Origin of the sequence: Streptomyces sp. NPDC091289 (assembly GCF_044757365.1) — a bacterium.
Taxonomy (GTDB): domain Bacteria; phylum Actinomycetota; class Actinomycetes; order Streptomycetales; family Streptomycetaceae; genus Streptomyces.
On record NZ_JBIVUT010000014.1, the window covers coordinates 71,422 to 98,104 of the forward strand.

The window sequence follows — 26,683 nt, forward strand, 5'->3', positions numbered from 1 at the left end:
TCTCCGTTTCTGTTCGACAGACCTCGATAGGCTGAGCGTCGAGTGTGCCGGTGGGGGGCCCGGTTACCTCAACGTCACCACGGAGGAGGGCCGCACATGACACCGGAATGGACCGTGTTCTCCGCCACGTGTCCCTCACGCCGGTCATTGGCGCGCATCGCCAACAAATGGACCGCGATGATCGTCATCCTGCTCCACGAGGAACCCCTCCGATTCGGCGAACTGCACCGAGGGGTCGAGGGCATTACCAAGAAGGTCCTCACCGACACGCTCCGGGCCCTGGAACGTGACGGCATGATCGACCGCGCCGTTCATCGCGACGGTCACACCCGCTACGAGCTCACCGATCTCGGCCGCACCCTGCATGCCCCCTTGAGGGCGTTGCAGGTCTGGGCGGAGTCCCATGCCGAGGATGTGCTCGACGCGCAGGATCGGTACGACGCCGCTGTCGATGACCAGGTCCTCGCGCCCTGAGGGTGCGAACCTCCCGTGGGAGGCGGCGAGCGGGCTGCCCCCCTTGCGGGGTCATGGCAGAATCGGAACGCCGGAGGGGGCGACGTACCGATCGGGAGGGAGCGCGATGCCTGCGAGTCGCGAACACGTCCCCGACCAGCCTCTTGTCCCCGCCCCGCCCCCCGGTCCCGTACCGTCCGAAGATCGATCCCGTCTCGGCTGTCCGTCCTGCGGTTCGTCCCATGTGGCCCAGGTTTTGGGTGACAACGGAGGGGTCTCCTACGTGTGCACGGCCTGCGGCCACAGCTGGAGCTGACTGATGGGTGCACACAGGCGTAAGTGCGACTGGTGCGGCAGCGGTACGCCCATCGTCAGGGACATGGACCCGGTCAACGCGGAGTACCAGTACTGGTGCGAGGAATGCGCGCGGGCGCTGATCATAAAAGGCGACCCCATCGAGACCTATCGGGAGCTGGAGGGGGAGCCGATCTACGGGCGGCTCCTGGAGGAGCACTGCACCCTCAAGCGCTTCTACTCCTTCGCAACCGCCTGACCTGCGGCTGACGGTCAGCCGTGCGGGACGATTCGGGCATATCGGTGCGGACCGGAAACGATTTGGTGAAGCACCGGGGGGACCGTGTAATGTTCTCGATGTCGCCAAGGGAAACCGGGCGGCACACAGCGAGGGGCTATAGCTCAGTTGGTAGAGCGCCTGCATGGCATGCAGGAGGTCAGGAGTTCAATTCTCCTTAGCTCCACAAGATCGATAATGAAGAAGCGGGCCACCCGGATCGGGTGGCCCGCTTCTTTGTCCGGTTCTTGTCCAGTTCTTTTGTCCGGATCGGCTACTCCGGCTCCGGTCAGTCGCGCCCGCTGCCGAGCGCACGCCGGCCCGCCGCCGGCAGGGCGGGGCGCTGCTCGGCCGGCGGCTGCTCGATGCGGAGCGCCAGGGCGGGGCAACGGCGTACGGCCCGCTGGGCGCGCCCGCGCAGATGCATCGGAACGGCGGCGTCCGCCAGCGCCGGATAACCGTCCGGGCCCAGCCGGACGAGCTCGGGGACGATGTCCGCGCACAGGCCGTGCCCCTGGCAGAGCGTCCAGTCGACCGCGAGCTTCTCGCCGCTCGGAATCGACTCCTCCACGTCCTGGTAGCCGGGTGCGGGCAGTGGCAGGACCCCGACCGTCTCCCGGCCGCAGCCGCCGTCCAGGACGTGTGCGGCGAGGTCGTCCGTGAACGCCGACAGGGTCGAGAGCAGGAACCGGGCGGAACCGTCCGGGTGTTTGCACGCCCCGCGGCCCTTCACGGCCTGGGTGACCTCGCGCAGGGCCTCCAGGGCGGCGGGACCGCCGCCGTTCAGCAGGTCGGAGAGCCCGCCCGCGGCGGCGGGGAGCCCCAGCTTGCACGGCCCGCACTGTCCGGCGGTCTCGGCGGCCAGCCAGTTGGCTATCCGGAGGGACTCGCCGAGCGGGCAGGTGTCCGGCCCGATCGGCAGGATGGCCCCCGCGCCGAGCGCGCCGCCCACGGTGGCGAGGGACTCGCGGGAGACCACGGCGTTGTGCGAGGAGACCGCGTCGATCCAGTTGCCGTGATAGCCGCCGGTCAGCACGCCCTGGGGGAGCGGCGGGGCTCCGGCCAGTTCCAGGACGTACCGCAGCGGCACCCCGGTCGGCACCTCGATGACCATGGGCCGGGCCACCGCGCCGGAGACGGTGAGCAGGACGGTGCCCGGTTCGCTCGACAGCCCGGTGTGCCCGTACCGGCGGGGCCCGATCCGGGCGGCGACGGCGAGCTGGGCGTACGTCTCCGCGTTCGACAGCAGCGTCGGGGCGCCGCCCACCCCGGTCTCCGCGGCCCGCTCGCGCCGGCCCGGCGGGAGGGCCGGTCCGCCGTTCGCCGCCCGGATCACCGAGGACGCCTCGCCCGAGACCATGCGCTCCGGGGTGCGGACCACGCGGGCGCGCAACTGCTGGCCGCGCCGGTCGGAGAGGCCGCGTTCGGCGAGGGCCGCCCGTACGGAGACCTCCGTGGAGTTGCGGGTGACGGCGACGACCAGCGTGCGCGCTCCGAGTGCCTCCGCGGCCAGCAGCGCACCGTCCAGGATCAGGTGCGGGGCGCGGTTGAGCAGGACGGTGTCCTTGCGGCAGGCGGGCTCGCCCTCGCTGCCGTTGATCACCACGACGGGCCGCACCCCGCGCCGGATGGACGCCTTCGCCACGGCCCGCAGCTTCTTGCCGAAGGGGAAACCGGCGCCTCCCCTTCCGCGCAGGGAGATCGCTTCGGCCAGTTCGGCCAGCCGCTCACCGGTCATCGGTTCCAGCGGCCCGTGCACCTTGAGGTGCATGGCGAGGTCGAGCCGCTCCACCAGGTCGAATCCGGTGGTCAGTTGCGGCAGCCCGACGACGCGGACCTCGGGCACATCGGGGAGGGGGACGTTCACGGTCGGTCTCCTGCGGGTGCGTGCCAGGGTTCACCGGCCGGGGGCGCGGTGAACGGCCCGGGCGCCGGTTCGGCACGGGGCGCGGCATAGGGGGAGGGGGACGGAGAGGGCGAGGGAGCGGGTGAGGGGGAGGGTGAGGCGCTGTCGTATTCCGGCGCGCCGTAGGGAGGCGGCGCGTACGTGTGTTCCTGCGCGGTGTGTTCCTGTGCGGTCTGCGCCTGAGCGGGCGGCGCGGGGGACGGCGAGGGCCAGCGGGTCTCCGGCGGGAGCGTCGGGCCGTTGCCGAGCGAGACGGCGCGGTATCCGGCCGCTATGCCCGGCCCCGGTCCTGGCCCCGGCCCCGGCCTCGGCCTCGGTCCTGGCCCCGGCGTGTTCCTCCGCCCTCGGTCCGGCATGCCCTCGAGGTCCGGCATGCCCTCCGGAGGGCCGAAGGCGATGCGGTCGGCGCTGCGGGGCGGCGGCTCGTACAGGGGCGACACGGACCCGTACAGCGTTTCCGTCGGCGCTTCGTGCAGCGAGCCGGGGATCGCCGTGGGCGGGGGCGAGGCCGGAGGGATCGGCGCCGACAAGGTGCGCGGGCGCACCGGCGTACCCCTGAAGTCCCGGTCGGGTTCGCTCCAGGCGGCCGGGTCGGGCCAGGGCTCCCCGGCGGACGAGGGGGACTCCCGCAGGACGGGATCGGGGGCGGCCGGGGGCCCCTCGCCCAGCAGTTCGGCGATCCGGTCGGCGATCCGCCGCTTCGTCGGGCGCGGCAGCAGCCGCAGGCACAGCGCGCCGGCGACTCCCGCGAGGCAGAGGCCGTACATCACGACCACCCAGGTGGCAGGTGCCCGACCCGCGTACAGACCGTGGATCAGCGCGGCGCACCAGGCCGGATACGCCAGCGCGTGCACGGCGCGCCACCGGCCCGCGATGCCGCCCGTGTCCCGGGGCGACGCCAGCGACTGACCGAGCCGGGCGGCCTTGGGAGAGGGCTGCGCGAAGGCGCTGCGCAGAGCGCCGGTCGTGGCCGAGACGACCATCAGCAGCCCGGCCAGCGAGCCGAATCCGATCAGACCGGCCGTGCCGGTGACGCCGAGACCGAAGGGTATGAGGGCGCCGATCAGGGCTACATGCCCGAGCGCCACCTTCACGGTTCCGTGCAGCAGCAGAAAGCCGAGCGAGGCCACGGCGGTGGCCCGGTGGATGCCCTGGCAGACGATCCGCTGACGGGTGGAGAGGAACAGCCGGTCGGTGGCCAGCAGGCCCCAGGCGACGGCCGCACTGAGCGACACCAGCGACAGGACGCCGGTGGTGAAATCGAGGGTGGCGCGCAGCTCGTCGCTCCCTGCGACGGCGAACAGAGGGACGAAAACCAACGCGGCGACAGTCAGGCCGCCCTGTACCGGCCGACTCATTCCGGGGCTCATGCCGGTGGATACGCGGATCTTGCGATGAGGGTTCATGGGGGCGACTCCGAATAGTTCGGCAAAGCGGTCCCGTTGCCGCATGCTAGGACGCCCCATACCAACCAGTACGGGCTTTGCTCGGTTGCCCCGAAAGAGGTCGGTACGCCGAGTAACCCCCGCTTCCCGGGCGTTCCCTCCGCCCCGGAGGTCGCCCCAGGACTCCACGCGATGACCATCGGACGCCCACGGGAAGCCCGCCGAACGCACACCGCGCCCCCACAGAAGCGTCGCGTTTCGGCTACGGAGAGCGACATTCGGGCGGAAGGTTTCCGGCTCGCGCGCGCGATGTCCGCCCTCCGGTTACTCCCCGCTCCCTTCCGGGTCCGTGCGGTACCCTGACGCCATGCGTGCCGTACGCCTTCTGCTTAGCGAGCCGCGCTGAAGAGTCCCGACCGGTGAGAACGCCTGGTCGGAGTCAGCGCGGCGTCCCCTCCTGTGCGAGGGGATTTTTCGTTTCCCGGCAGATGACGATCGATGGAGCTTTGAGGATCATGAGCGAGACGAATTCCGCAGCCGAGACGGCCGCGCCGCACCGCTACACGGCGGCGATGGCCGCCGACATCGAGGCACGCTGGCAGGACTTCTGGGACGCCGAGGGGACGTACGAGGCGCCGAACCCCACCGGTGACCTGGCGGGCGACCCGGAGCTGGCCGCCAAGCCGAAGAAGTTCATCATGGACATGTTCCCGTACCCCTCGGGTGCGGGCCTGCACGTCGGACACCCGCTGGGTTACATCGCCACCGATGTCTACGCCCGCCACCAGCGGATGACCGGCCACAACGTGCTGCACACCCTGGGCTTCGACGCGTTCGGCCTGCCCGCCGAGCAGTACGCCGTCCAGACCGGCACCCACCCCCGGGTCTCCACCGAGGCCAACATGGAGAACATGAAGGTCCAGCTGCGCCGGCTGGGTCTGGGCCACGACAACCGCCGCTCCTTCGCGACGATCGAGGCCGAGTACTACAAGTGGACGCAGTGGATCTTCCTGCAGATCTTCAACTCCTGGTACGACACCGAGGCCGACCGGGCCCGCCCGATCGCCGAGCTGGTCGAGCAGTTCGAGAGCGGCACCCGCGCCACCCCCGACGGCCGTGAGTGGAGCGCGCTGAGCGCCACCGAGCGCGCCGACCTGCTGAGCCAGTACCGCCTGGCGTACGCCTCCGACGCCCCGGTGAACTGGTCGCCCGGTCTGGGCACCGTCCTGGCCAACGAGGAGGTCACCGCCGACGGCCGCTCCGAGCGCGGCAACTTCCCCGTCTTCAAGGCGAAGCTGCGCCAGTGGAACATGCGCATCACCTCCTACGCCGACCGGCTGCTGAACGACCTGGACGGGCTGGACTGGCCCGAGGCCATCAAGCTGCAGCAGCGCAACTGGATCGGCCGCTCCGAGGGCGCCCGCGTCGAGTTCCCGGTGGACAGCGCCGGTGGCATCACCGTCTTCACCACCCGCCAGGACACCCTGTTCGGCGCCACGTACATGGTGCTGGCGCCCGAGCACGACATGGTCGAGCGGATCATCCCGGCCGCCTGGCCCGAGGGCACCCACCCGGTGTGGACCGGCGGCCACGCGAACCCGGCCGAGGCCGTCACCGCGTACCGCAAGCAGGCCGCCGCCAAGTCCGACGTCGAGCGGCAGGCCGAGGCCAAGGACAAGACCGGGGTCTTCACCGGCGCGTACGCGACCAACCCGGTCAGCGGCGAGAAGGTCCCCGTCTTCATCGCCGACTACGTCCTGATGGGCTACGGCACCGGCGCGATCATGGCCGTACCGGCGCACGACGCCCGCGACTTCGCCTTCGCGCGCGCCTTCGAACTGCCGATGCGCTGTGTCGTCCAGCCCTCCGACGGACGCGGAACCGACCCCTCCACGTGGGACGACGCCTTCGGCTCGTACGACGCGAAGCTGGTCAACTCCGCGAACGAGGACATCTCGCTGGACGGCCTGGGCGTCGTCGAGGCCAAGGCGAGGATCACCGACTGGCTGCGGGAGCACGGCGTCGGCGAGGGCACCGTCAACTTCCGGCTGCGCGACTGGCTGTTCAGCCGGCAGCGCTACTGGGGCGAGCCCTTCCCGATCGTGTACGACGAGGAGGGCATCGCCCACCCGCTGCCCGAGTCGATGCTGCCGCTGGAGCTGCCCGAGGTCGAGGACTACTCGCCGCGCACCTTCGACCCGGAGGACGCGACCGCCCAGCCCGAGACCCCGCTGTCGCGCAACGCCGACTGGGTCAACGTGACGCTGGACCTGGGCGACGGCCCCAAGAGCTACCGCCGCGAGACCAACACCATGCCCAACTGGGCCGGTTCCTGCTGGTACGAGCTGCGCTACCTGGACCCGACCAACGACCGGCAGCTGGTCGACCCGTCGATCGAGCAGTACTGGATGGGCCCGCGCGAGGGTCAGCCCACCGGTGGTGTCGACCTGTACGTCGGCGGCGCCGAGCACGCCGTGCTGCACCTGCTGTACGCGCGTTTCTGGTCCAAGGTGCTGCACGACCTGGGCCACATCTCCTCCGCCGAGCCGTTCCACAAGCTGTACAACCAGGGCATGATCCAGGCCTTCGTCTACCGCGACGCCCGGGGCATCGCCGTTCCCGCCGCCGAGGTGGAGGAGCGCGACGGCGCGTTCTACTACGGGGGCGAGAAGGTCAGCCGCGTCCTGGGCAAGATGGGCAAGTCCCTGAAGAACGCGGTCACGCCGGACGAGATCTGCGCCGAGTACGGCGCGGACACCCTGCGCCTGTACGAGATGGCGATGGGCCCCCTGGACGTGTCGCGCCCCTGGGACACCCGGGCCGTGGTCGGCCAGTACCGGCTGCTGCAGCGGCTGTGGCGCAACGTGGTCGACGAGGAGACCGGTGAGATCACCGTCGTCGACACGGAGCCCGGCGAGGACACCCTGCGCGCCCTGCACAAGGCGATCGACGGCGTCGGCCAGGACATGGCGGGGATGCGGTTCAACACCGCCATCGCCAAGGTCACCGAGCTGAACAACCACCTGACGAAGGCCGGCGGCCCGCTGTCGCGTTCGGTCGCCGAACGACTGGTCCTGCTGATCGCCCCGCTGGCCCCGCACATCGCGGAGGAGCTGTGGCGGCGGCTGGGCCACACCGAGTCGGTCGTCCACCAGGACTTCCCGGTGGCGGACCCGGCGTACGTCGTGGACGAGACCGTCACCTGCGTCGTCCAGATCAAGGGCAAGGTCCGGGCCCGCCTGGAGATCTCGCCCTCCATCAGCGACGAGGAGCTGGAAGCGCTGGCGCTGGCCGACAAGGCGGTCGTCGCGGCGCTGGGCGGGGCCGGGATCCGCAAGGTGATCGTGCGCGCGCCGAAGCTGGTGAACATCGTCCCCGCGTGACCCCTCTCGTACGCGGTCAGGGCCATCCCCTACGGGCAGGTTGGGGGTTCCGAAGGAACCCTCGGCCTGCCCGCTCCGTTTACGGTGGAGGGGGCGACCGGTACCGGCAGCCGCATCGAGACACCGAGGGGCACTCATGACAGCCGCGATCACGATCCTGGCGCTGCTCTTCGTCGCGTTCATCGCGTTGGGTGTCTTCGTCACCGTGAAGGCCGTCGGCGCCGCCAAGCGCGGCGTGGACCGCACGATCACCCAGGCGCGCCGCCATGTGGAGGACACCACGCTCCGGGCCAAGAGCTTCGGTCAGCCCGGCGTCGCGGGGGAGCTGGCCCAGCTGCGGCTTGCCCTGCGGACCTCGATGCGGGCCACCCAGGACGCCCTGCACGCCGGAGTCGCCGAGGACGCGTCCCTGGCGGAGTCGGTGGGCCTGTTCCGGCGGCTGAGCGCGCACGGCCTGGAGCTGGACGACGAGCTGAAGCGGCTGGAGCGCGAGCCGGACCGGGCGACGGTCGCCGGCCTGCTGCCCAAGCTGAGGGAGCGCACGCAGCGGATCACGCACTCGGCGGACTCGCTGCGCTGGGCGGCACGGGACCGGGCGCGGCAGTTCGCCGACGACGACCTGGACGCGTTGAACGCGCAGATCGACATCGAGGCCGGCGCGCTGCGGCACTGGACCGTGGACGAGCCGTCGCAGGCTTCCGGAGCGCCGTCGAGCCACGGCCCCGGGACGGACTGGCCCGAGCCGGCCGCCCCGGCGGGCCCCTCGGCCGGGAACAGCAGCACGGCGGACGAGGCCTGGGCCGGACCGGCCCGCGAGGAGAGCCCGCAGGCGATCACCGCACCGGACCCCCGGTCCCGCACGACCTACCCCTGGCAGAAGTCGACCCGGCCCGAGACGACGAACTGAGCACCTGCGCCGACTCCCGGCGTACGTACGACCGTACGAACCGGCCGGATACGTTCCGAAGCGACCACGAACGATCAGAGGACCGGGGCCGGGCTGCCGCACTCCCGCGACGCCAGGTAACCTCCGGCTCATGTCCCGCCATGTCGCTATCGTCACCGATTCAACGGCCTACCTGCCGCGCCCGACGATGGAACGGCACGGCATCACCGCGGTGCCGCTGACCGTTGTCCTGGGCGACCGGGCGCTGGAGGAGGGCACGGAGATCTCGGCCCGCTCGCTCGCCCTGGCTCTGCAGAAACGCCACTCCGTGACCACGTCCCGCCCCAGCCCCGAGGTTTTCGCCGCGGCCTACCGGGCGGCGGCCGAGGGCGGGGCGGACGCGGTGGTGTCACTGCACCTGTCGTCGGAGTTCTCGGGCACGTACGACGCCGCGCTGCTCGCGGCGAAGGACGCCCCCGTCCCGGTGCGCGTGGTGGACACCGGCATGGTCGCCATGGCCCTGGGGTTCTGCGCCCTCGCGGCGGCGGAGACCGCCGAGGCGGGCGGCGGCCTGGACGAAGCGGTGACGGCCGCGGAGAAGCGGGCCGCGGGTACCTCGGCGTATTTCTATGTCGACACTCTCGACTATCTGCGCCGGGGCGGCCGGATCGGCACGGCACAGGCCCTGCTGGGATCCGCGCTGGCGGTGAAGCCGATCCTGGAGCTCGACGGGGGGCGGATCGAGATGCTGGAGAAGGTACGGACGGCGTCCAGGGCCATCGCCCGCCTGGAGGAGATCGTCGCCGAGCGGGCGGGCTCGGCCCCGGTGGACATCGCCGTCCACCACCTCGCCGCCCCGGAGCGCGCGGAGCGCCTGGCCGAGCGGCTGCGTGAACGCGTTCCCGGGCTGGTCGACCTCCATGTCAGCGAAGTCGGCGCGGTGATCGGGGCGCACACGGGGCCGGGGCTGCTCGGCGCGGTGATCTCGCTGCGGTGAGCTCGGTGAGTTGAGTTCGGTGAGTTGAGTGGGGTGCGGCGGATTTTCACTCCGTGGAGTGGCCGAGTTGTCCACAACTGCCGGTCCTTCCACAGGAATCGGTGCTGCTCAGCGGGTTCCGGTGGATGTGCCTAACGTCGTGAGGCATGGCCCTTCGATCTCCTCGGGCGTCGGCTCCCGATGCCTTCGCCGCCTCTGTCCAGTCGCCCGATTCCTCGACCACTTCCCCTGCCCTGTCCCCTTCCGCGTCTACGTCCACGCTTTCGGCTCCGACCGACCCGTTGCCGGGTCGGCGCGCCGTCCGGGTGCGGCACGGTTCCGGTTCGCGCCCGAGCGGCCGGGCGGGTACGGGTCCCGGTGCTCGTTCCGGTGTACGCCACGGAGGACGGCGGTCCGCGCGGGGGCGTTCCGCCCTGGCGGCGGCCGCGCGTCGCCGGGCGGATGCGCTGATGGCGGGAGCCTCCGGGCTCGGGAGCGATGCCGCTACCGCACCGGTACATGCGCCGGCACCCGCACCGGTACATGAGCCCACCTCGGTGCCGGAGTCCGCGCCCGCGCCCGAGCTCGTACCCGGGGCTGCGAGGGAGCGGTCCGGTCGTGGTCCGTCGACGGTGCGCCGTGTCGTGTCGGCCGTCCGGGAGCGGTTGCCGTTGTGGGTGCGGCTCCGGTGCGGGATGGCGCCGCGCACGCCGGTGGCGATCGGCCTGCTGCTGCTCACGGCCGTGGCCTTCGCCGCTTTCCACTTCTGGTCCGTACGCCCCCAGACCGTGCGCGCGCCGGAACCGGTCGCGGACGAGGCGGCGGCGCCCGCGTTGCCACCCGATCCGTTACGGTCCGGCGCGCCCGATCCGGTGCCCCGTCCGGCCGCCGGAGCGCCGCCGGGCGGGGAAGCAGGGGGTAGCGGGCAGATCGTCGTCGATGTGAGCGGCAAGGTGCGCCGGCCGGGGGTCCGTCGGCTTCCGGCGGGTTCGCGGGTGGCGGACGCGCTGGAGGCGGCGGGCGGTGTGCGCGCCGGCACGGACGTGACCGGGCTCAACCGGGCGCGGGTCCTGACGGACGGTGAGCAGGTCGTCGTGGGGGTTCCGCCCGGCCCGCCGGTCTCGGGGGCGTCCGGTGGCGGAGGAGGCGGTGCCGACGGGCCGGCCGGTGCGCCGGGCGGGCCCGGACCCTCGGCTCCGCTGAGCCTGAACACGGCGACCCCGGAGCAGCTCGAGACCCTGCCGGGGGTCGGGCCCGTGCTGGCCCGGCATCTGATCGACTACCGCACGGAGCACGGCGGATTCCGGTCCGTCGACGAGCTCCGGCAGGTCAACGGGATCGGCGACCGCCGCTTCGCCGACCTCCAGCCCCTCGTACGCCCATGAGCAGCGGCGAGGCCCGGCTCGCCCCCAGGGCCGCGGGCGCGGGCGCGGACGGAGCCGGAGACGGGGACGGGGACACCACCGGGAGCGGGGCGGGCCCGCGTCGGGAGGGGCCCACGGACCTAAGGCTCCTTCCGCCCGCCCTGGCGGTCTGGGCCGCGGCCGCGGTGGCGCTGGGGCTCCCGGGGCGGTGGGTGGCCGGGGTGACCGTCGCCTGTGCGGTTCCGGCGCTCGTTCTGCTGGTGGCGGCCGCGCACATCTCCCGGGGGGCGAGGGCCGTCGGACGGTCCCGGGACGTCGTCGCCGCCGGACGGTTCCGGGTCGTCGTCGCCGGGGGAGCCGTGCTGCTGTGCGCGGCGGCGGGCGCGGCCGTGGCCGGGCTCCACGGGGCCGATGTGCGGCGCGGCCCCGTTCCCGGGCTGGCGCGGGAGCATGCGCGGATCGACGCCGACGTACGGGTCACCTCGGATCCCCGGACGACCCGCCCTGCGGTACGGGGCAACCACAGCGCCCCGGCCCTTCTCCTTCTCGATGCCGAGGTCATGGAGGTGCGGACGGGGGGCGGCCCGAGCACCCGGGTCCGTACGCCGGTGCTGCTCATGGTCGCGGCGGGCGATCATCGGGCGGACTGGCAGAAGCTGTTGCCGTCCACCCGGCTCCGGATCTCCGGCCGGCTGTCGCCTCCCGCACACGGGGGCGAGCGCCTCGCGGCGGTCCTGCGGGTGGACGACAAGGGGGCGCCCCGGATCACCGGGCCCCCGACGTGGATCCAGCGCACGGCGGGGGAGCTGCGCGCCGGACTGCGGGAGGCGACGGACGGACTGGACGCGGACGCGCGTGCGCTGTTGCCGGGGCTGGTGGTCGGTGACACCTCCAGGGTCCCGCCCGAACTCCACGACGCCTTCAAGGCGACCGACCTGACGCACTTGCTGAGCGTTTCCGGGGCCAATCTCTCGGTGCTGCTCTTTCTCCTCGTCGGGCCGCCCGGGGCGGCGCTGAGCGCGGAACGGCGCGGTCTGGCACCTCTGTTGGGGATCTCCCTGCGGGGGACCGCGCTGATCGGCGGCGCGCTGACGCTCGCCTTCATCGTCGTGTGCCGTCCGGAACCGAGCGTGCTCCGCGCGGCGGCCTGCGGTCTCATCACGCTCCTCGCGATCGGAACGGGCCGCCGGAGGTCCCTGATTCCCGCCCTGGCGGCGGCTGTCGTCCTCCTGGTGCTCTACGACCCCTGGCTCGCCCGCAGTTACGGCTTCCTGCTGTCGGTCCTGGCCACCGGTGCGCTGCTGACGCTCGCGCCGCGGTGGAGTCTCGCCCTGCGGGCACGGCGGGTGCCGGGCAGGCTCGCGGAGGTGCTGGCCGCGGCGGCGGCCGCGCAGGCCGTGTGCGCACCCGTGGTGGTGGTCCTGGCCTCGCGGGTCAGCCTGGTGGCGGTCCCGTGCAATCTCCTGGCGGAGTTCGCGGTGGCACCGGCGACGGTGCTCGGGTTCGCGGCCCTCGCCGTCGCCCCGGTCGCCCCGCCGGTGGCCGAGCTGCTGGCCCGGATCGCGAGCTGGCCGGTCGAGTGGATCGCCACGGTCGCCCGCACGGGGGCGGGCCTTCCCGGGGCGGAGGCGCAGTGGCCCGGAGGGTGGCCTGGTGCGGCGCTGCTGGCCGGCCTCACGGTTCTGGCCGTGCTCCTGGCCCCGAGGCTGGCCCGGCACCCCTGGGGCTGTGCGGCCATCGGGCTGCTTCTCGTGCTGGCGGTGCTGCGGCCGGTCCCGCTGACCCGGATCATGACCGGATGGCCGCCGCCCGACTGGGCGTTCGCGCTCTGCGACGTGGGGCAGGGCGATGCGATGGTGCTCATGGCGGGGGAGGGCACGGGTGTGGTCGTCGACGCCGGACCCGACCCCCACGCGGTCGACCGGTGCCTGCGCGACCTCGCGGTGACCCGGGTGCCGCTCGTGATCCTCACCCACTTCCACGCCGACCATGTGCGCGGGCTGCCGGGCGTGCTCCGGGGCAGGGCGGTGGGCGCGATCCAGACGACGAGCCTTCACGAGCCGCCCGAGCAGGCCGCGTTCGTGCGGCGGACGGCGGCCGCGGCGCGGGTCCCGACCCTGCGGGCCGTGGCCGGTGAGCACCGCCGGGCGGGTCCGGTCGACTGGCGGGTCCTCTGGCCGCGCCCCGGGCCCGGGGGAGCGGGGCCGACGGCGGCCCTGGAGCCGAACGACTCCAGCGTCACCCTGCGCGTACGGGCGGCCGGCGGGCTGACCCTGCTGCTCCTCGGGGACCTCGAACCCCCGGCCCAGCGGGAGTTGCTGCGCGGCCGGGAGGCGTCGGGCCCGGTGGACGTCCTCAAGGTGGCCCACCACGGCTCGGCCTTCCAGGACACCGGGCTGCTCCACGACGTACGGCCGAGGCTGGCGCTCATCTCCTGCGGCGCGGACAACCCGTACGGCCACCCGTCGGCCCGCACGGTGGACGCCCTCAGGGCGGCGGGGGCCCGGGTCCTGCGCACCGACACCGACGGGTCGATCGCGGTGACGGGCGCCGGGAAGGAGCTGCGGGCGGTGGGCCGGTCATGACATCGCCGCCGGAATCCGCCCCGCCCGCCCGCCCGTTGCCGTGCCGTGCCGTGCCGTGCCGCTCCCGGAATTCGCCTCGCGCGGGTCAGGCCAGCCACTCCCCGGCGAGCATCAGGTCGCGGCCGGCGATTTCGTTCGACTCGCGCCAGGCGCGCACGGTGTGGGGGGTGATGCGGAGGAACACCCAGCGAGGGCCGCGCGGGTTCCAGCTGAGCTTCGCGGCGAAGGCCTCCTTCGTCGCGGTGGGAAGGTCCGTTCCCTCCAGGATCCTCGCGTCGCCCTCGATCAGCACCACATCGCGGGTGGGGCCGAGGGTGACCCGGATCGGGCCGCCCGGAGTCACGTTGACGGCCGTCGGATTGGTCCGCCGGGTGCACATCACCAGCGTGCCGGTGTCGTCCTCCCAGAGGAACGACAGCGGCACCAGGGTGGGCACGCCGTCCGGGGAGGCCGTCGCCACCCACGCGTCCTCGTCCTGTCGCAGGTGGTCCAGGACGTCCTGCTTGCGCTGTTCGCGGCTGCGCGGGGGTGCGTGTTCGGTCATGCGCGACACGCTAGAGGGCGATCACCGTGCCGCGCCTCGGGCCAGAGGCCTCGGGCCGGAGTCCTAGGACCGGTGGTTCTCGCGGCGGGAGCGGGCGCAGACTGGGCCCATGACCTCGCAGACACCCACGACGTCCGATGCCTCCGTCCCGGAACCCGACAGGGGCGACGGCGGCATCACCGACGCCGCCGTCGACGCCTATCTCACCCGGATCGGTGCGGACCGGCCGGCGCGGGCCGGCATCGAAGAGCTGCGCGAACTGCAGCACCGGCATCTGCTCGCCGTTCCCTTCGAGAACCTCTCGGTCCACCTGGGCGAGGACATCGTGCTGGAGGAACGGGCGCTCATGGACAAGGTGACCGGCGGGCGCGGCGGCTTCTGCTACGAACTGAACGGCGCGTTCGGCGCCTTGCTGCGCGCCCTCGGCTTCCGGGTGACCCTGCTCCAGGCCCGGGTCTTCGGCGACGGCGGCCGGCTGGGCATTCCGTACGACCACATGGCGCTGCGGGTGGAGACCGAGGACGGCACGGGGCCCTGGCTGGCGGACGTCGGGTTCGGCGACCACGCGCTGCGGCCGCTGGCGCTCGACGACCGGACGGAGCAGGAGGACCCCCGGGGCGTGTTCCGGTTCCGTGAAGCGCCGCAGGGGGATCTGGATCTGCTGCGCGGCGGCTCGCGGCAGTTCCGGCTCGACCTGAGGCCGCGGACCCTGCCGGAGTTCCGGGGCGGGTCCTGGTACCACCGCACCTCGCCGGACTCGCACTTCACCCGGTCCCTGGTGTGCTCCCGGTACACGGATACCGGGCGGGTGACGCTGAGCGGACGGTCCCTGGTCACCACGGTCGGCGGGGAGCGGCACCGTACGGAACTGGCCACGGACGAGGAGGTGCTCGCCGCCTACCGGGACCACTTCGGGGTGCGGCTCTCCCGGGTTCCCGTGGTCCGGGAGGCAGTCGCCGTGCCGGGGAGCGGCGGCCCCCGCCCCTGACCCCGCGAACGTCCCGGACGAGTGACCCGTACCACCGGAACCGGTAATTCGGACCTTCGGTAACACCTGCGCACAGCTCGGCACACCTCCGTACAAGACCCTCCTAGACCCTCCTAGGCCCTCCGTTTGCCTCGAACGCCGCAACAGTGATCGAATGCATGCTCGTCGGCGGGCCGCTGATTCGACAAAGACGTCCACCTGTCAGGGCCCGAAGTGCGCAGCGCCCCTGGGGGTACGTAAGAGATGTTCGGCCGTTGGCTGGGAAACAGAGGCCAGGCGGGTGGGCGCGGTGGGGCCCTCGCCGGATTCCAGGTACCCCGTACCGCGGGCGTGCTCAGCTGCCGGGTGCTCGACCCGGTCAACGAGCCGGTCCAGCAGGCCGAGTTCGTCGTGACCGACAGCGCGGGCCGCAGGGTGACGGGCGGCGAGACGGACCCCTTCGGCAGTGTCCTCGCCACGGTCCCGGCGGGCGACTACCGGCTGGCGATCACGGCCGAGGGCTTCACCCCGTTCCACGGGGCGGCGACGGTCACCGAGGGGGCGCACGCCACCCTGGGCGACGTGACCCTCCAGGTGGCGCAGCCCCCGCAGCTGCCCGACCCCGGCGACTGGGACATCGAGCCGAACCACTCGCAGATCGGCTTCACGGCCCGGCACATCGGGCTGGCCCGCATCCACGGCCGGTTCAACACCTTCGCCGGGGCGGTCCGGATCGCCGACCGCATGGAGGACTCCGCCATGCACGTGATCATCGACGCGGCGTCGATCGACACCAATGTGCAGATGCGCGACGACCACCTGCGTTCCGGCGACTTCCTCGACGTCGGCCGCTACCCGACGCTGGAGTTCTACAGCGAGCGCTTCGTCCACCGGGGCGGCAGCCGCTGGGGCGTCACCGGTGCGCTGACCCTGCACGGCGTCAGCCGTACGGTGACGCTGGACACCCAGTACCTCGGTATCGGCAACGGCCTGGAGGGCGAGACGCGCGCCGCCTGCCGGGCCACCACCGAACTGCACCGCGAGGACTTCACCCTCACCTGGCAGACCATGCTGGCGCGCGGGATCGCCGTGGTGGGGCCCAGCATCGTCATCGACCTGGACATCCAGATCGTGCCCAAGGGCTGAGCCGCCCGCGTCGGAGATCGTGGTCCGGCGCTCCTACGGCTTCTCCAGCCAGCCCTCGTACTCGGCGGCGAATTCGTCGAGCGCGGCCGGGTCCAGGCGTTCGGCCGCGTCCTCCACGACCACCAGCCACTGGGCGTCCTCGGCGTCGTCCTCGCCGGCCAGCGCGTCCCGTACGAGCTGGGGCTCCTCGGTGACCCCGAAGCGGTCGGCCAGCTCTCCGGCCACCTCCTCCGCGGAGTCGCGGTCGGGCAGCACCAGCACATGTACATGTCTCACGTCGCTCACCCGGTCATTCTCCGGTACGGGTGTGGGTGCCCCACTCCCCGGGCCGGTCCGGGCCGTCCGGGCTGTCCGGGCTGTCAGTGGGGCGTGGGATGCTGGATCGCGATGGCCACCAGGAAGAATTCCACCGACGATCCGCTCGCCCCCCTCACCCTCGCCGTGGGCCAGGAGGACCTCCTCCTGGACCGTGCGGTGCAGCAGGTGGTGGCGGCCGCGCGTGCTGCCGACGCCGACACGGACGTACGTGATCTGGCGTCCGACCAGTTGCAGCCCGGCACGCTCGCCGAGCTCACCAGTCCCTCGCTCTTCGCCGAGCGCAAGGTCGTGATCGTGCGCAACGCGCAGGACCTCTCGGCCGACACGGTCAAGGACGTCAAGGCGTATCTCGGCGCGCCGGTCGAGGAGATCACGCTCGTCCTGCTGCACGCGGGCGGCGCCAAGGGCAAGGGGCTGCTGGACGCGGCGCGCAAGGCGGGAGCGCGGGAGGTCGCCTGCCCGAAGACCACCAAGCCCGCCGAGCGGCTCTCCTTCGTACGGTCGGAGTTCCGGACGCACGGGCGATCCGCGACGCCGGAGGCCTGCCAGGCGCTGGTCGACTCCATCGGCAGCGATCTGCGGGAGCTGGCCAGTGCGGTGTCCCAGCTGATCGCGGACGTCGAGGGCACGATCGACGAGGCGGTCGTCGGACGCTATTACACCGGGCGGGCGGAAGCCTCGTCGTTCACCGTCGCCGACCGGGCGGTCGAGGGGCGCGCGGCGGAGGCGCTGGAGGCGTTGCGGTGGTCGTTGTCGACCGGGGTCGCGCCCGTCCTGATCACCAGTGCGCTGGCGCAGGGGGTGCGGGCGATCGGGAAGCTGTCCTCCGCGCGGGGCGGGCGGCCGGCCGATCTGGCCCGGGAGCTGGGGATGCCGCCGTGGAAGATCGACCGGGTGCGGCAGCAGATGCGGGGGTGGACGCCGGACGGGGTCGCGGTGGCCCTGCGGGCGGTGGCTGCGGCGGATGCGGGGGTGAAGGGCGGGGGGGACGATCCGGAGTACGCCCTGGAGAAGGCCGTCGTCGTTGTTGCGCGGGCCGCGAGGTCGGGGCGGTAGGGGTTTCCCTCCGGGGGAGCCGCAGGGCGCGGGGTCCTGCGGTCGCCGGTTCCGTCCTCAAACGCCGGACGGGCTGGATATGCCCCCGGACGCGCTGGATGTGCCCCCGGCTGGATGTGCCCCGGAACGGGCTGGAAGCACACGCACGAAAGCCCCGGGCCATCGATCTGGGGAGATCGGGAGACCGGGGCTTCCGGGTCACACTTTGGGTGCGCCGCACCCGCGTGGCGAACGCAGGTTCGGTGTGCGGCGCGGGGTGCCGGTCCGGGGCGGGAGAGAGGGCCCGCTGATCCGTTCCGGCGATCACATCAGTGAGCTTCGGGAAGAAGCTCAGGCCTGCAGGGAGGCAACCTTGGACGCCAGCGCCGACTTCTTGTTGGCGGCGGAGTTCTTGTGGATGACACCCTTCGAGACAGCCTTGTCGAGCTGACGGGAAGCGTCGCGGACGGCCGTGGTGGCCTTCTCGACGTCACCGGCAGCGGCGGCCTCGCGGGCCTTGCGGATCGCGGTCTTGAGCGACGACTTGACGGCCTTGTTGCGCAGGCGCGCCTTCTCGTTGGTCTTGTTCCGCTTGATCTGGGACTTGATGTTCGCCACGAAAGAGCCTTTTCAGGTTCGATTGGATCTACTAGGTGAGCCACGCCGCTCGTGAGAGCCACGAGGCACAGCTGTCCACGGTAGCAGTCACTCTTCGACCGGCCCAAACCGGTCGCGGTCCCGCAGGCGTGGGACGATGGAGCCTACGTATCGATCCGACCGACGATCCGACCGACCCGACATCGACCCGAGACACGGCGTTCGGCGTCTCAAGAATCAGGACCCTGCGTGCCCGCGATTCCTTCCAACGTGCCCGAGCCGAGCCGTACCGACCCGGCGCTGATCCGCAATTTCTGCATCATCGCGCACATCGACCACGGCAAGTCGACCCTCGCCGACCGGATGCTTCAGCTGACCGGAGTGGTCGACCAGCGGCAGATGCGTGCTCAGTACCTCGACCGGATGGACATCGAGCGCGAGCGCGGCATCACCATCAAGTCCCAGGCGGTCCGGCTGCCCTGGGCGCCCAACACGGGCGAGGACACGGGCACCACCCATGTCCTCAACATGATCGACACCCCGGGCCACGTGGACTTCACCTACGAGGTCTCCCGTTCGCTCGCCGCCTGCGAGGGCACGGTCCTGCTGGTCGACGCCGCGCAGGGCATCGAGGCCCAGACGCTGGCCAACCTCTATCTCGCGATGGAGAACGACCTCACCATCATCCCGGTGCTCAACAAGATCGACCTGCCGGCCGCCCAGCCGGAGAAGTTCTCCGAGGAGCTGGCCAACCTCATCGGCTGCCAGCCCGAGGACGTGCTCAAGGTCTCCGCCAAGACCGGTATCGGCGTGGACGCGCTGCTCGACCGGGTCGTGCGGGACGTGCCGGCCCCGGTCGGCGTCGCGGACGCCCCCGCCCGCGCGATGATCTTCGACTCGGTCTACGACTCGTACCGCGGTGTCGTCACCTACGTCCGTGTCATCGACGGCCAGCTCAACAAGCGCGAGCGCATCCGGATGATGTCGACCGGCGCCACCCACGAGCTGCTGGAGATCGGGGTGTCCTCCCCGGAGATGACCCCGGCCGACGGCATCGGCGTGGGCGAGGTCGGCTACATCATCACCGGTGTGAAGGACGTCCGACAGTCCAAGGTCGGTGACACGATCACCTCCCTGCACAACGGGGCGACCGAGGCGCTGGGCGGCTACAAGGACCCGAAGCCGATGGTGTTCTCGGGGCTGTATCCGCTGGACGGCTCGGACTACCCGGACCTGCGCGAGGCGCTGGACAAGCTCCAGCTCAACGACGCCGCCCTGGTCTACGAGCCGGAGACCTCCGCCGCGCTCGGCTTCGGCTTCCGCGTCGGCTTCCTCGGCCTGCTCCACCTGGACGTGGTCCGCGAGCGCCTCGAGCGCGAGTTCGGCCTCGACCTGATCGCGACCGCCCCCAACGTGGTCTACCGCGTCGAGATGGAGGACGGCACCGAGCACGTCGTCACCAACCCGAGCGAGTTCCCCGAGGGCAAGATCGACAAGGTGCACGAGCCGGTCGTCCGCGCCACGGTGCTGGCCCCGAGCGAGTTCATCGGCGCGATCATGGAGCTGTGCCAGGGCCGGCGCGGCACCCTGCTCGGCATGGACTACCTCTCCGAGGACCGGGTCGAGATCCGCTACACCCTGCCGCTCGCGGAGATCGTCTTCGACTTCTTCGACCAGCTGAAGTCCAAGACCCGGGGGTACGCCTCCCTCGACTACGAGCCCACCGGCGAGCAGTCGGCGCAGCTCGTCAAGGTCGACATCCTGCTGCACGGCGACAAGGTGGACGCGTTCTCCGCGGTCACCCACAAGGACAAGGCGTACGCGTACGGCGTACGGCTCGTCGCCAAGCTGCAGAAGCTCATCCCCCGGCAGAACTTCGAGGTGCCGATCCAGGCGGCCATCGGCGCCCGGGTCATCGCCCGTGAGACCGTCCGCGCCATCCGCAAGGACGTCCTCGCCAAGTGCTACGGCGGTGACATCTCCCGTAAGCGGAAGCTGCTGGAGAAGCAGAAGGAGGGCAAGAAGCGGATGAAGATGGTCGGCAATGTGGAGGTCCCGCAGGACGCCTTCATCTCCGTCCTGTCGACCGACGAGTCCGCCGGGGAGAGCAAGGGCAAGAAGTAGCCCCGACCCGACGCCTGCCGACGCCTGTCGATGAGCCGTCCGGAGGGCCCCCGTGCCGCAGCATCGGCGTGGGGGCCCTTTCGTTATGAAAGCGGCGGCCCGTTGCCTCTTACGTGGCGGACAAGTGCGCTCTACTCTGATCACGACTCGATGGTTACTGGCCAGTTAAACAAGCCGTACGAGCAGGTTGCGGAGCAGGGCGTACAGAGCAGGACGTACAGAGCAAGGCGTACAGAGCAAGTCGCCGTATCAAAGAAGCCGGTCGTAGCAATGCCGCAGGCCCGGAGGACGTCGTGAGCGACACACAGACCTTGATCGATAACCGGCCGCCCTCCGTGGCGTCCCTCTTCATCGACCGCGTGGCGGCGACCCCGGACGGGGAGGCGTACCGCTATCCGGTGCCCTCCGCCTCCGGCGAGGGGCCCGACGACTGGAAGTCGCTGAGCTGGGGCCAGGCCGCGGAGCGGGTCTTCGCGATCGCCGCCGGGCTGATCGCGCTCGGCGTGGGGCCGGAGGAGCGGGTCGCCCTCTCCTCCGCCACCCGGGTGGAGTGGATCCTCATCGACCTCGGGGTGATGTGCGCGGGCGCCGCGACCACCACGATCTACCCCTCCACGAACGCCGAGGAGTCCGCGTTCATCCTGGCCGACTCCGAGAGCCGGATCCTCATCGCGGAGGACGCCGAGCAGCTGGCCAAGGCCCGCGAGACCCGTGCCGAGCTGCCGGAGCTCGCCCATGTCGTGGTCATCGACTCGGCAGGCGTCGAGCCCGCCGAGGGCGACCCCGAGGGCTGGATCATCACCCTCGCCGACCTGGAGGCCCAGGGCGCCGAGCTCCTCGCCAAGACCCCGGACGCGGTCACCGAGCGGGTCGCGGCGATCACCGCCGACCAGCTCGCCACCCTCATCTACACCTCGGGCACCACCGGCCGCCCCAAGGGCGTACGGCTGCCGCACGACAACTGGTCGTACATGGCCAAGGCCACCGTGGCGACCGGGCTGATCACGTCGGAGGACGTGCAGTACCTCTGGCTGCCGCTCGCCCACGTCTTCGGCAAGGTCCTCACCTCCGGGCAGATCGAGGTCGGCCACGTCACCGCCGTCGACGGCCGCATCGACAAGATCATCGAGAATCTTCCGGTCGTCCAGCCGACCTACATGGCCGCCGTGCCCCGGATCTTCGAGAAGGTCTACAACGGGGTCGCTTCCAAGGCCCGCGCGGGCGGCGGCGCCAAGTACAAGATCTTCCAGTGGGCGGCCGGGGTCGCCCGCGAGTACGCCAAGGTCTCCCAGGACAACTTCCGGCGTACCGGCAAGGCGTCCGTCCCCTTCGCGCTCGGCGCGAAGCACAAGGTCGCCGACACCCTCGTCTACTCCAAGATCCGCGACGCCTTCGGCGGCCGGCTGCGCGCCTGCATCTCCGGCTCCGCCGCCCTCGCCCCGGACATCGGCTACTTCTTCGCGGGCGCCGGCGTCCACATCCTGGAGGGCTACGGCCTCACCGAGACCAGCGCCGCGTCCTTCGTGAACCCGGGCGAGGCCTACCGCACCGGCACCGTCGGCAAGCCGCTCCCCGGCACCGAGGTGCGCATCGCGGACGACGGCGAGATCCTGCTGCGCGGCCCGGGCGTCATGGACGGCTACCACAAGCTGCCCGACAAGACCGCGGAGGTCCTGGAGTCGGACGGCTGGATCCACACCGGCGACATCGGCGAGCTGTCGGTCGACGGCTACCTCCGCATCACCGACCGCAAGAAGGACCTGATCAAGACGTCCGGCGGGAAGTACGTCGCCCCGGCGGAGGTCGAGGGCCAGTTCAAGGCGGTCTGCCCGTTCGTCTCCAACATCCTGGTGCACGGCGCGGACCGTAACTTCTGCACCGCGCTCATCGCCCTCGACGAGCCCACCCTCCTCGGCTGGGCCGCCGAGAACGGCCTGGAGGGCAAGTCGTACGCGGAGGTCGTCGCGGCCCCGCAGACCGTCGAGCTGATCGACGGGTACGTCAAGCGCCTCAACGAGGGTCTCCAGCGCTGGCAGACCATCAAGAAGTTCCGCCTCCTGCCGCGCGACCTGGACGTCGAGCACGGCGAGCTGACCCCCAGCCTCAAGCTGAAGCGGCCGGTCGTCGAGCGCGAGTACCAGGGGCTCATCGACGAGATGTACGCGGGCTCGCGCGAGGCGTAACGCACTCTCGCGACGGCTTCTCGCCACGCACTTTCGCGACGGGCTTCTCGCGACGCCTTCTCGCGCCGACCGGGGCGGCCGGACACCCAGGTGTCCGGCCGCCCCGCTGTGCCGTGCGGGTCCTGCCGTGAACCCCTAGCTTCCGGCGCCGCGGTCGGGTGCGCTCATGTCCCCCGTGGCGGGAGTGCCCCCGGCGAGCCCGTAGCGCAGGTACACGGCGCCCTTCGGGCCGGCCGCCGGGGGTGCGAGGAGCGTGAGGTTGGTGGGGACCGCGCCACCGTCGAACACCTTCTTCCCGACGCCCAGCGTGACCGGATGCAGCCAGAGGTCGAGCCGGTCGAAGAGCTTCTCGCGCAGGAGAGACTGCACGAGGTTCAGGCTCCCGACGACTTTCACGTGTTCGTGCCGGTCACGGATCTCGCGCACCGAGGCGGCGAGGTCCGGGCCGAGCTGTGTGGACCCGGCCCACGAGAGGTCGGGCGTGCCCCGGGACGCCACGTACTTCGGAACGCTGTTGAAGAGCGTGGCGATGTCGCTGTCCTCGCCGCTCTCCTGGTGCGGCCAGAAGGCGGCGAAGATGTCGTACGTCCGCCGGCCGAGCAGGAGGGCGTCCGTACCCTCGTACGCCTGACCGACCTGCGCCTCGGCGACCTGGTCCAGCAGGGGTGCCTGCCAGCCGCCGAACGGGAACCCCAACGGGTCCTCGTCGGGGCCGCCGGGCGCCTGCCCGACCAGGTCGAGGGTCGCGAACAGTTCGATGTGGATGAGGCCCATGGTGTGCTCCCGATGAGTCGGTCGTCTCTCTCAAGTCGTCTCTCTCAAGTCGTCTTTCGAGTCGTCTCTCAAGGGGTAGACCCGTGGACGCCCGCAGGCTCATCGCCGCGTTAAGTTTCCCGAAGCCTTGCGTTCGAATCTGCTCGATTTTCTGCTCACTTCGGTAACTCGGTGCTTATGAGTGCGGCCGGTCTGTCACTCTGTCGGTGTCGTCGGACCGTAGGAGCCGCACCGTGGCGCCCATTCCCTTGCAGCGGGACACCGTGCAGCGTCCCGGCACCACCCGTGCCGGGTACGCGCACGGCCCGCGCCTGGCCAGCCGCACCAGCCTGCCCGGCATACCGCTCGCCCCGTCCGCCGCCCGCCGGTTCGTGCGCGCCGCGCTCGCCGAGTGGACCGGACTCGGGGTGCCCGCCGCCGTGGGGTTCAGCGACCGGCTGGCCGACGACGCCGTGACCGTCACCAACGAGCTGGTCACCAACGCCGTCGTGCACGCCGGGACCACGGTCGACCTGGTCCTCAGACTGGAGGAGGAGGGCGGCGACGACGAGCCGACGGCCGCCCTCGTCCTGGAGGTCACCGACCACCACCCGGCCCGCCCGGTGAGCGGCGACGAGCCGGGCCCGGGCCCCGAACCGGCCGGCGCGGTCGCGGGGGAGCTGCCCGACCCCGCCGAGTACGGCCGGGGCCTCCAGCTCGTCGCCACCCTCGCCGACTCCTGGGGTATCACCTACCGCACCGGCCTCAAGACCGTCTGGGCCCGCCTGCCCGTCGACGACTGGAGCGCCCCGCCCGCCCCGCCCGACGGGGAGGCCCTCCGACGCGGCCTGCGCGCCGCCGAGATCCTCGCCCCCGCCGCGCGGCGCACCGAGCGCGACGACGCGGTCTGGGACAGCCGGGGCGCCCCGGCCTTCCTCGCCGAGGCCTCCGATCTGCTCGCCGGACAGCTCGACGAGGACCTGGTGGCCGCCATAGCGGGTCAGCTCCTGGTGCCCCGGCTGGCGGACTGGTGCGCGATCTGGCTGGAGACCGAGGGCGGGGGACCGGCCGCCGAACCCCGGCTCGCCCGCGTCTGGCACAGCGACGAGACCGGCACCGAGCCGCTGCGCACCGCCCTGGAGCGGGAGCCTCTCCGCCTCCCCGCCGGCGTCGGCCCCGGCCCCGTGCCCGTCCCCGTGCCCTGGCCGGCCCACCCCGCCGGCCGGCCCGGGCAGGCCGAGGACGCCCCGCCCCCGCACCCCGGCGGCCGCGACGGGGCCGCGCTCGCGTTCCGGATCACCGCCGGTGGCCGGGCGCTCGGGACCGTCCTCGTCGGCCGTGAGGGCGTCACCCAGGTGCCCGAGGCCGTCGCCTCGCTCATCGAGGACTTCGTCCGCCGCCTCGGCCTCGCCGTCGGCGCCGCCCGCGCCTACACCCGGCAGGCCACCATCAGCCGGATCCTCCAGCGCGGCCTGCTCCCCAGCAAGGTCGCCGAGATCCCCGGCGTCACGAGCGCCCTCGTCTACGAACCGAGCGACGACGGCGTGGTCGGCGGTGACTTCTACGACATTTTCCCGTGCCCCGGCGACCGCTGGTGCTTCGTCCTCGGCGACGTCCAGGGCTCCGGCCCCGAGGCCGCCGTCGTCACCGGCCTCGCCCGCCCCTGGCTGCGGCTGCTCTCCCGCGAGGGCTTCGGCGTCGGCGAGGTCCTGGACCGGCTGAACCGGCTGCTCCTCGACGACGCCATGGAGGCCGCCGAGGCCGCCGCCCTGATGGTCGCCGCCGCCGGGGGCCAGCAGCTCCACGACGGCACCCAGTCACGGTTCCTCTCCCTGCTGTACGGGGAGGTCGTGCCGCTCCCCGACGGCGGGGTCCGCTGCACGGTGGCCAGCGCCGGGCACCCGCTGCCGCTGCTGCTGCGCCCCGACGGCTCCGTACGCCCGGCCGCCGAGCCCCAGGTGCTGCTCGGGGTCGTCGAGGACGTGGCCTACGAGAGCCAGGTCTTCGACCTCGCGCCCGGGGACACCCTGCTCTGCGTCACGGACGGGGTGACCGAGCGGCGGTCGGGCCCGCTGATGTTCGACGACGGGGACGGGCTGGCCCGGGTGCTGGCCGGGTGCGCCGGGCTGCCCGCCGACGCCACCGCCGAGCGGATCCGACGGGCGGTCCACGAGTTCGCCGAGCAGCCGCCGGACGACGACGTGGCCCTGCTGGTGCTGCACGCGGAGTGAGCGGAGCAATACGCCTCCGCGGCGAGCGACAATGGTCGGTATGCCTTCCGTACTGCCCGATGGTGAGCCCGTGCCCGACGACGGGGCGCTGCCCCGCCACGCCCTGGAAGGCGCAGCCGACCGCCCGCTCGGCTTCTATCTGCACGTGCCGTACTGCGCCACCCGCTGCGGCTACTGCGACTTCAACACCTACACCGCCACCGAGCTGCGCGGCTCCGGCGGAGCGCTGGCCTCCCGCGACAACTACGCCGCGCATCTGATCGAGGAGGTCCGCCAGGCCCGCAAGGTCCTCGGCGACGATCCGCGCCCGGTCCGCACCGTCTTCGTCGGCGGCGGCACGCCCACCCTGCTGCCCGCCGCCGATCTCGTACGGATGCTGGCGTCGATCCGGGATGAGTTCGGGCTCGCGGAGGACGCGGAGATCACCACCGAGGCGAATCCGGAGTCCGTCGACCCGGCCTACCTCTCCGCCCTGCGCGAGGGCGGCTTCAACCGGGTCTCCTTCGGCATGCAGAGCGCCAAGCAGCACGTCCTGAAGATCCTGGACCGTACGCACACCCCCGGCCGCCCCGAGGCCTGCGTCGCCGAGGCCCGGGCGGCGGGCTTCGACCACGTCAACCTCGACCTGATCTACGGCACCCCCGGCGAGTCCGACGACGACTGGCGGGCCACCCTGGACGCCGCGATCGGCGCGGGCCCCGACCATGTCTCCGCGTACGCCCTGATCGTCGAGGAGGGCACCCAGCTCGCCCGCCGCATCCGGCGCGGCGAGATCCCGATGACCGACGACGACGCGCACGCCGACCGCTATCTCATCGCGGACGAGGCCTTCGCCGCCGCCGGCTTCGACTGGTACGAGGTCTCCAACTGGGCCACCACCGAGGCCGGCCGCTGCCTCCACAACGAGCTGTACTGGCGCGGCGCCGACTGGTGGGGCGCGGGCCCCGGAGCCCACAGCCACGTCGGCGGGGTCCGCTGGTGGAACGTGAAGCACCCCGGCGCGTACGCCCAGGCGCTCTCCGAGGGCCGCTCGCCCGGCGCCGGCCGCGAGATCCTCGCTGACGAGGACCGCCGGGTCGAGCGCATCCTGCTGGAGCTGCGGCTCCGCGAGGGCTGCCCGCTGGACCTCCTGAAACCCGACGGCCTCGCCGCCTCCCGGCGCGCCCTGACCGACGGACTGCTGGACCCGGCACCGTACGAGGAGGGCCGTGCGGTCCTCACCCTGCGCGGGCGGCTCCTGGCCGACGCCGTCGTCCGCGACCTGGTCGACTGAGTC

Annotated in this window: 21 protein-coding genes and 1 tRNA gene; 16 read left to right on the forward strand and 6 right to left on the reverse strand. The window is 72.1% G+C overall.

Annotated elements, in window-relative coordinates:
- The first annotated feature begins 96 nt into the window (after positions 1-96).
- The 4 genes from ACIQPT_RS19935 (at position 97) to ACIQPT_RS19950 (ending at position 1,211) form a co-directional block, all read left to right on the forward strand.
- Positions 97-474 carry a winged helix-turn-helix transcriptional regulator gene (locus tag ACIQPT_RS19935; RefSeq protein ID WP_401157202.1) on the forward strand — a complete coding sequence of 126 codons (378 nt, stop codon included), beginning with the start codon at positions 97-99 and terminating at the stop codon, positions 472-474.
- 106 nt (positions 475-580) lie between these two features.
- Positions 581-769, forward strand: coding sequence for a hypothetical protein (locus tag ACIQPT_RS19940; RefSeq protein ID WP_401157203.1), 189 nt, complete (start codon positions 581-583; stop codon positions 767-769).
- Positions 770-772: 3 nt separating this feature from the next.
- Positions 773-1,006, forward strand: coding sequence for a hypothetical protein (locus ACIQPT_RS19945; protein ID WP_003969224.1), 234 nt, complete (start codon positions 773-775; stop codon positions 1,004-1,006).
- A 132-nt stretch (positions 1,007-1,138) separates the two neighbouring features.
- Positions 1,139-1,211: transfer RNA gene (locus ACIQPT_RS19950), tRNA-Ala, on the forward strand.
- A 102-nt stretch (positions 1,212-1,313) separates the two neighbouring features.
- Here ACIQPT_RS19950 and ACIQPT_RS19955 read toward each other — a convergent pair.
- Together ACIQPT_RS19955 and ACIQPT_RS19960 are read right to left on the reverse strand one after the other, a co-directional pair.
- On the reverse strand, positions 1,314-2,891 hold the full coding sequence (locus ACIQPT_RS19955; protein ID WP_401157204.1) for an NADH-ubiquinone oxidoreductase-F iron-sulfur binding region domain-containing protein: 1,578 nt from the start codon (positions 2,889-2,891) through the stop codon (positions 1,314-1,316).
- Positions 2,888-4,288, reverse strand: a complete 1,401-nt coding sequence (locus ACIQPT_RS19960; RefSeq protein WP_401157205.1) for a hypothetical protein — start codon at positions 4,286-4,288, stop codon at positions 2,888-2,890. The genes ACIQPT_RS19955 and ACIQPT_RS19960 overlap by 4 nt, the downstream gene beginning before the upstream one ends.
- A gap of 542 nt (positions 4,289-4,830) precedes the next feature.
- Between ACIQPT_RS19960 and leuS the strand changes: the two genes are divergently transcribed.
- The 5 genes from leuS to ACIQPT_RS19985 all read left to right on the forward strand — a co-directional run bounded on the left by leuS (position 4,831) and on the right by ACIQPT_RS19985 (position 13,509).
- Entirely contained in the window at positions 4,831-7,698 is a 2,868-nt protein-coding gene (leuS, locus tag ACIQPT_RS19965; protein WP_401157206.1) for a leucine--tRNA ligase, read from the forward strand.
- Positions 7,699-7,834: 136 nt separating this feature from the next.
- Positions 7,835-8,605 (forward strand): hypothetical protein, encoded by a 771-nt coding sequence (locus ACIQPT_RS19970; RefSeq protein ID WP_401157207.1) that lies wholly within the window; start codon positions 7,835-7,837, stop codon positions 8,603-8,605.
- A gap of 130 nt (positions 8,606-8,735) precedes the next feature.
- Positions 8,736-9,581: a DegV family protein gene (locus ACIQPT_RS19975; RefSeq protein WP_401157208.1), complete on the forward strand. Its 846-nt coding sequence runs from the start codon at positions 8,736-8,738 to the stop codon at positions 9,579-9,581.
- A 623-nt stretch (positions 9,582-10,204) separates the two neighbouring features.
- The gene (locus ACIQPT_RS19980; protein WP_401157209.1) at positions 10,205-10,945 is read left to right on the forward strand and encodes a helix-hairpin-helix domain-containing protein; all 741 of its coding nucleotides are present in this window, start codon (positions 10,205-10,207) and stop codon (positions 10,943-10,945) included.
- Complete coding sequence (locus tag ACIQPT_RS19985) at positions 10,942-13,509, forward strand: ComEC/Rec2 family competence protein (RefSeq protein WP_401157210.1); 2,568 nt, start codon at positions 10,942-10,944, stop codon at positions 13,507-13,509. Before ACIQPT_RS19980 ends, ACIQPT_RS19985 begins: the two co-directional genes overlap by 4 nt.
- Before the next feature lie 85 nt (positions 13,510-13,594).
- On the opposite strand, the gene ACIQPT_RS19990 is transcribed toward ACIQPT_RS19985, so the two are convergent.
- Positions 13,595-14,053, reverse strand: a complete 459-nt coding sequence (locus tag ACIQPT_RS19990; RefSeq protein ID WP_401157211.1) for a pyridoxamine 5'-phosphate oxidase family protein — start codon at positions 14,051-14,053, stop codon at positions 13,595-13,597.
- Between the two features lie 109 nt (positions 14,054-14,162).
- On the opposite strand from ACIQPT_RS19990, the gene ACIQPT_RS19995 reads away from it, so the two are divergent.
- Positions 14,163-15,041, forward strand: a complete 879-nt coding sequence (locus tag ACIQPT_RS19995; RefSeq protein WP_401157212.1) for an arylamine N-acetyltransferase — start codon at positions 14,163-14,165, stop codon at positions 15,039-15,041.
- Between the two features lie 243 nt (positions 15,042-15,284).
- Entirely contained in the window at positions 15,285-16,166 is an 882-nt protein-coding gene (locus ACIQPT_RS20000; protein WP_401157213.1) for a YceI family protein, read from the forward strand.
- Positions 16,167-16,199: 33 nt separating this feature from the next.
- Here the strand turns inward: ACIQPT_RS20000 and ACIQPT_RS20005 are convergent, their stop codons facing one another.
- Entirely contained in the window at positions 16,200-16,451 is a 252-nt protein-coding gene (locus ACIQPT_RS20005; protein ID WP_401157214.1) for a hypothetical protein, read from the reverse strand.
- A 102-nt stretch (positions 16,452-16,553) separates the two neighbouring features.
- Here ACIQPT_RS20005 and holA point away from each other — a divergent pair, with 102 nt between their 5' ends.
- Positions 16,554-17,540 carry a DNA polymerase III subunit delta gene (holA, locus tag ACIQPT_RS20010; protein ID WP_401157215.1) on the forward strand — a complete coding sequence of 329 codons (987 nt, stop codon included), beginning with the start codon at positions 16,554-16,556 and terminating at the stop codon, positions 17,538-17,540.
- Positions 17,541-17,870: 330 nt separating this feature from the next.
- On the opposite strand, the gene rpsT is transcribed toward holA, so the two are convergent.
- Positions 17,871-18,137: a 30S ribosomal protein S20 gene (gene rpsT, locus ACIQPT_RS20015; RefSeq protein ID WP_397762877.1), complete on the reverse strand. Its 267-nt coding sequence runs from the start codon at positions 18,135-18,137 to the stop codon at positions 17,871-17,873.
- 228 nt (positions 18,138-18,365) lie between these two features.
- On the opposite strand from rpsT, the gene lepA reads away from it, so the two are divergent.
- Together lepA and ACIQPT_RS20025 are read left to right on the forward strand one after the other, a co-directional pair.
- Complete coding sequence (gene lepA / locus ACIQPT_RS20020) at positions 18,366-20,240, forward strand: translation elongation factor 4 (protein WP_401157216.1); 1,875 nt, start codon at positions 18,366-18,368, stop codon at positions 20,238-20,240.
- A 293-nt stretch (positions 20,241-20,533) separates the two neighbouring features.
- Complete coding sequence (locus tag ACIQPT_RS20025; protein WP_401157217.1) at positions 20,534-22,423, forward strand: AMP-dependent synthetase/ligase; 1,890 nt, start codon at positions 20,534-20,536, stop codon at positions 22,421-22,423.
- Between the two features lie 135 nt (positions 22,424-22,558).
- Here ACIQPT_RS20025 and ACIQPT_RS20030 read toward each other — a convergent pair whose 3' ends face one another.
- Positions 22,559-23,197 (reverse strand): dihydrofolate reductase family protein, encoded by a 639-nt coding sequence (locus ACIQPT_RS20030; RefSeq protein WP_401157218.1) that lies wholly within the window; start codon positions 23,195-23,197, stop codon positions 22,559-22,561.
- 233 nt (positions 23,198-23,430) lie between these two features.
- Here ACIQPT_RS20030 and ACIQPT_RS20035 point away from each other — a divergent pair, with 233 nt between their 5' ends.
- Positions 23,431-25,407, forward strand: coding sequence for a SpoIIE family protein phosphatase (locus tag ACIQPT_RS20035; RefSeq protein WP_401157219.1), 1,977 nt, complete (start codon positions 23,431-23,433; stop codon positions 25,405-25,407).
- A gap of 31 nt (positions 25,408-25,438) precedes the next feature.
- Positions 25,439-26,680, forward strand: a complete 1,242-nt coding sequence (gene hemW / locus ACIQPT_RS20040) for a radical SAM family heme chaperone HemW (RefSeq protein WP_401157220.1) — start codon at positions 25,439-25,441, stop codon at positions 26,678-26,680.
- Positions 26,681-26,683: the final 3 nt, after the last annotated feature.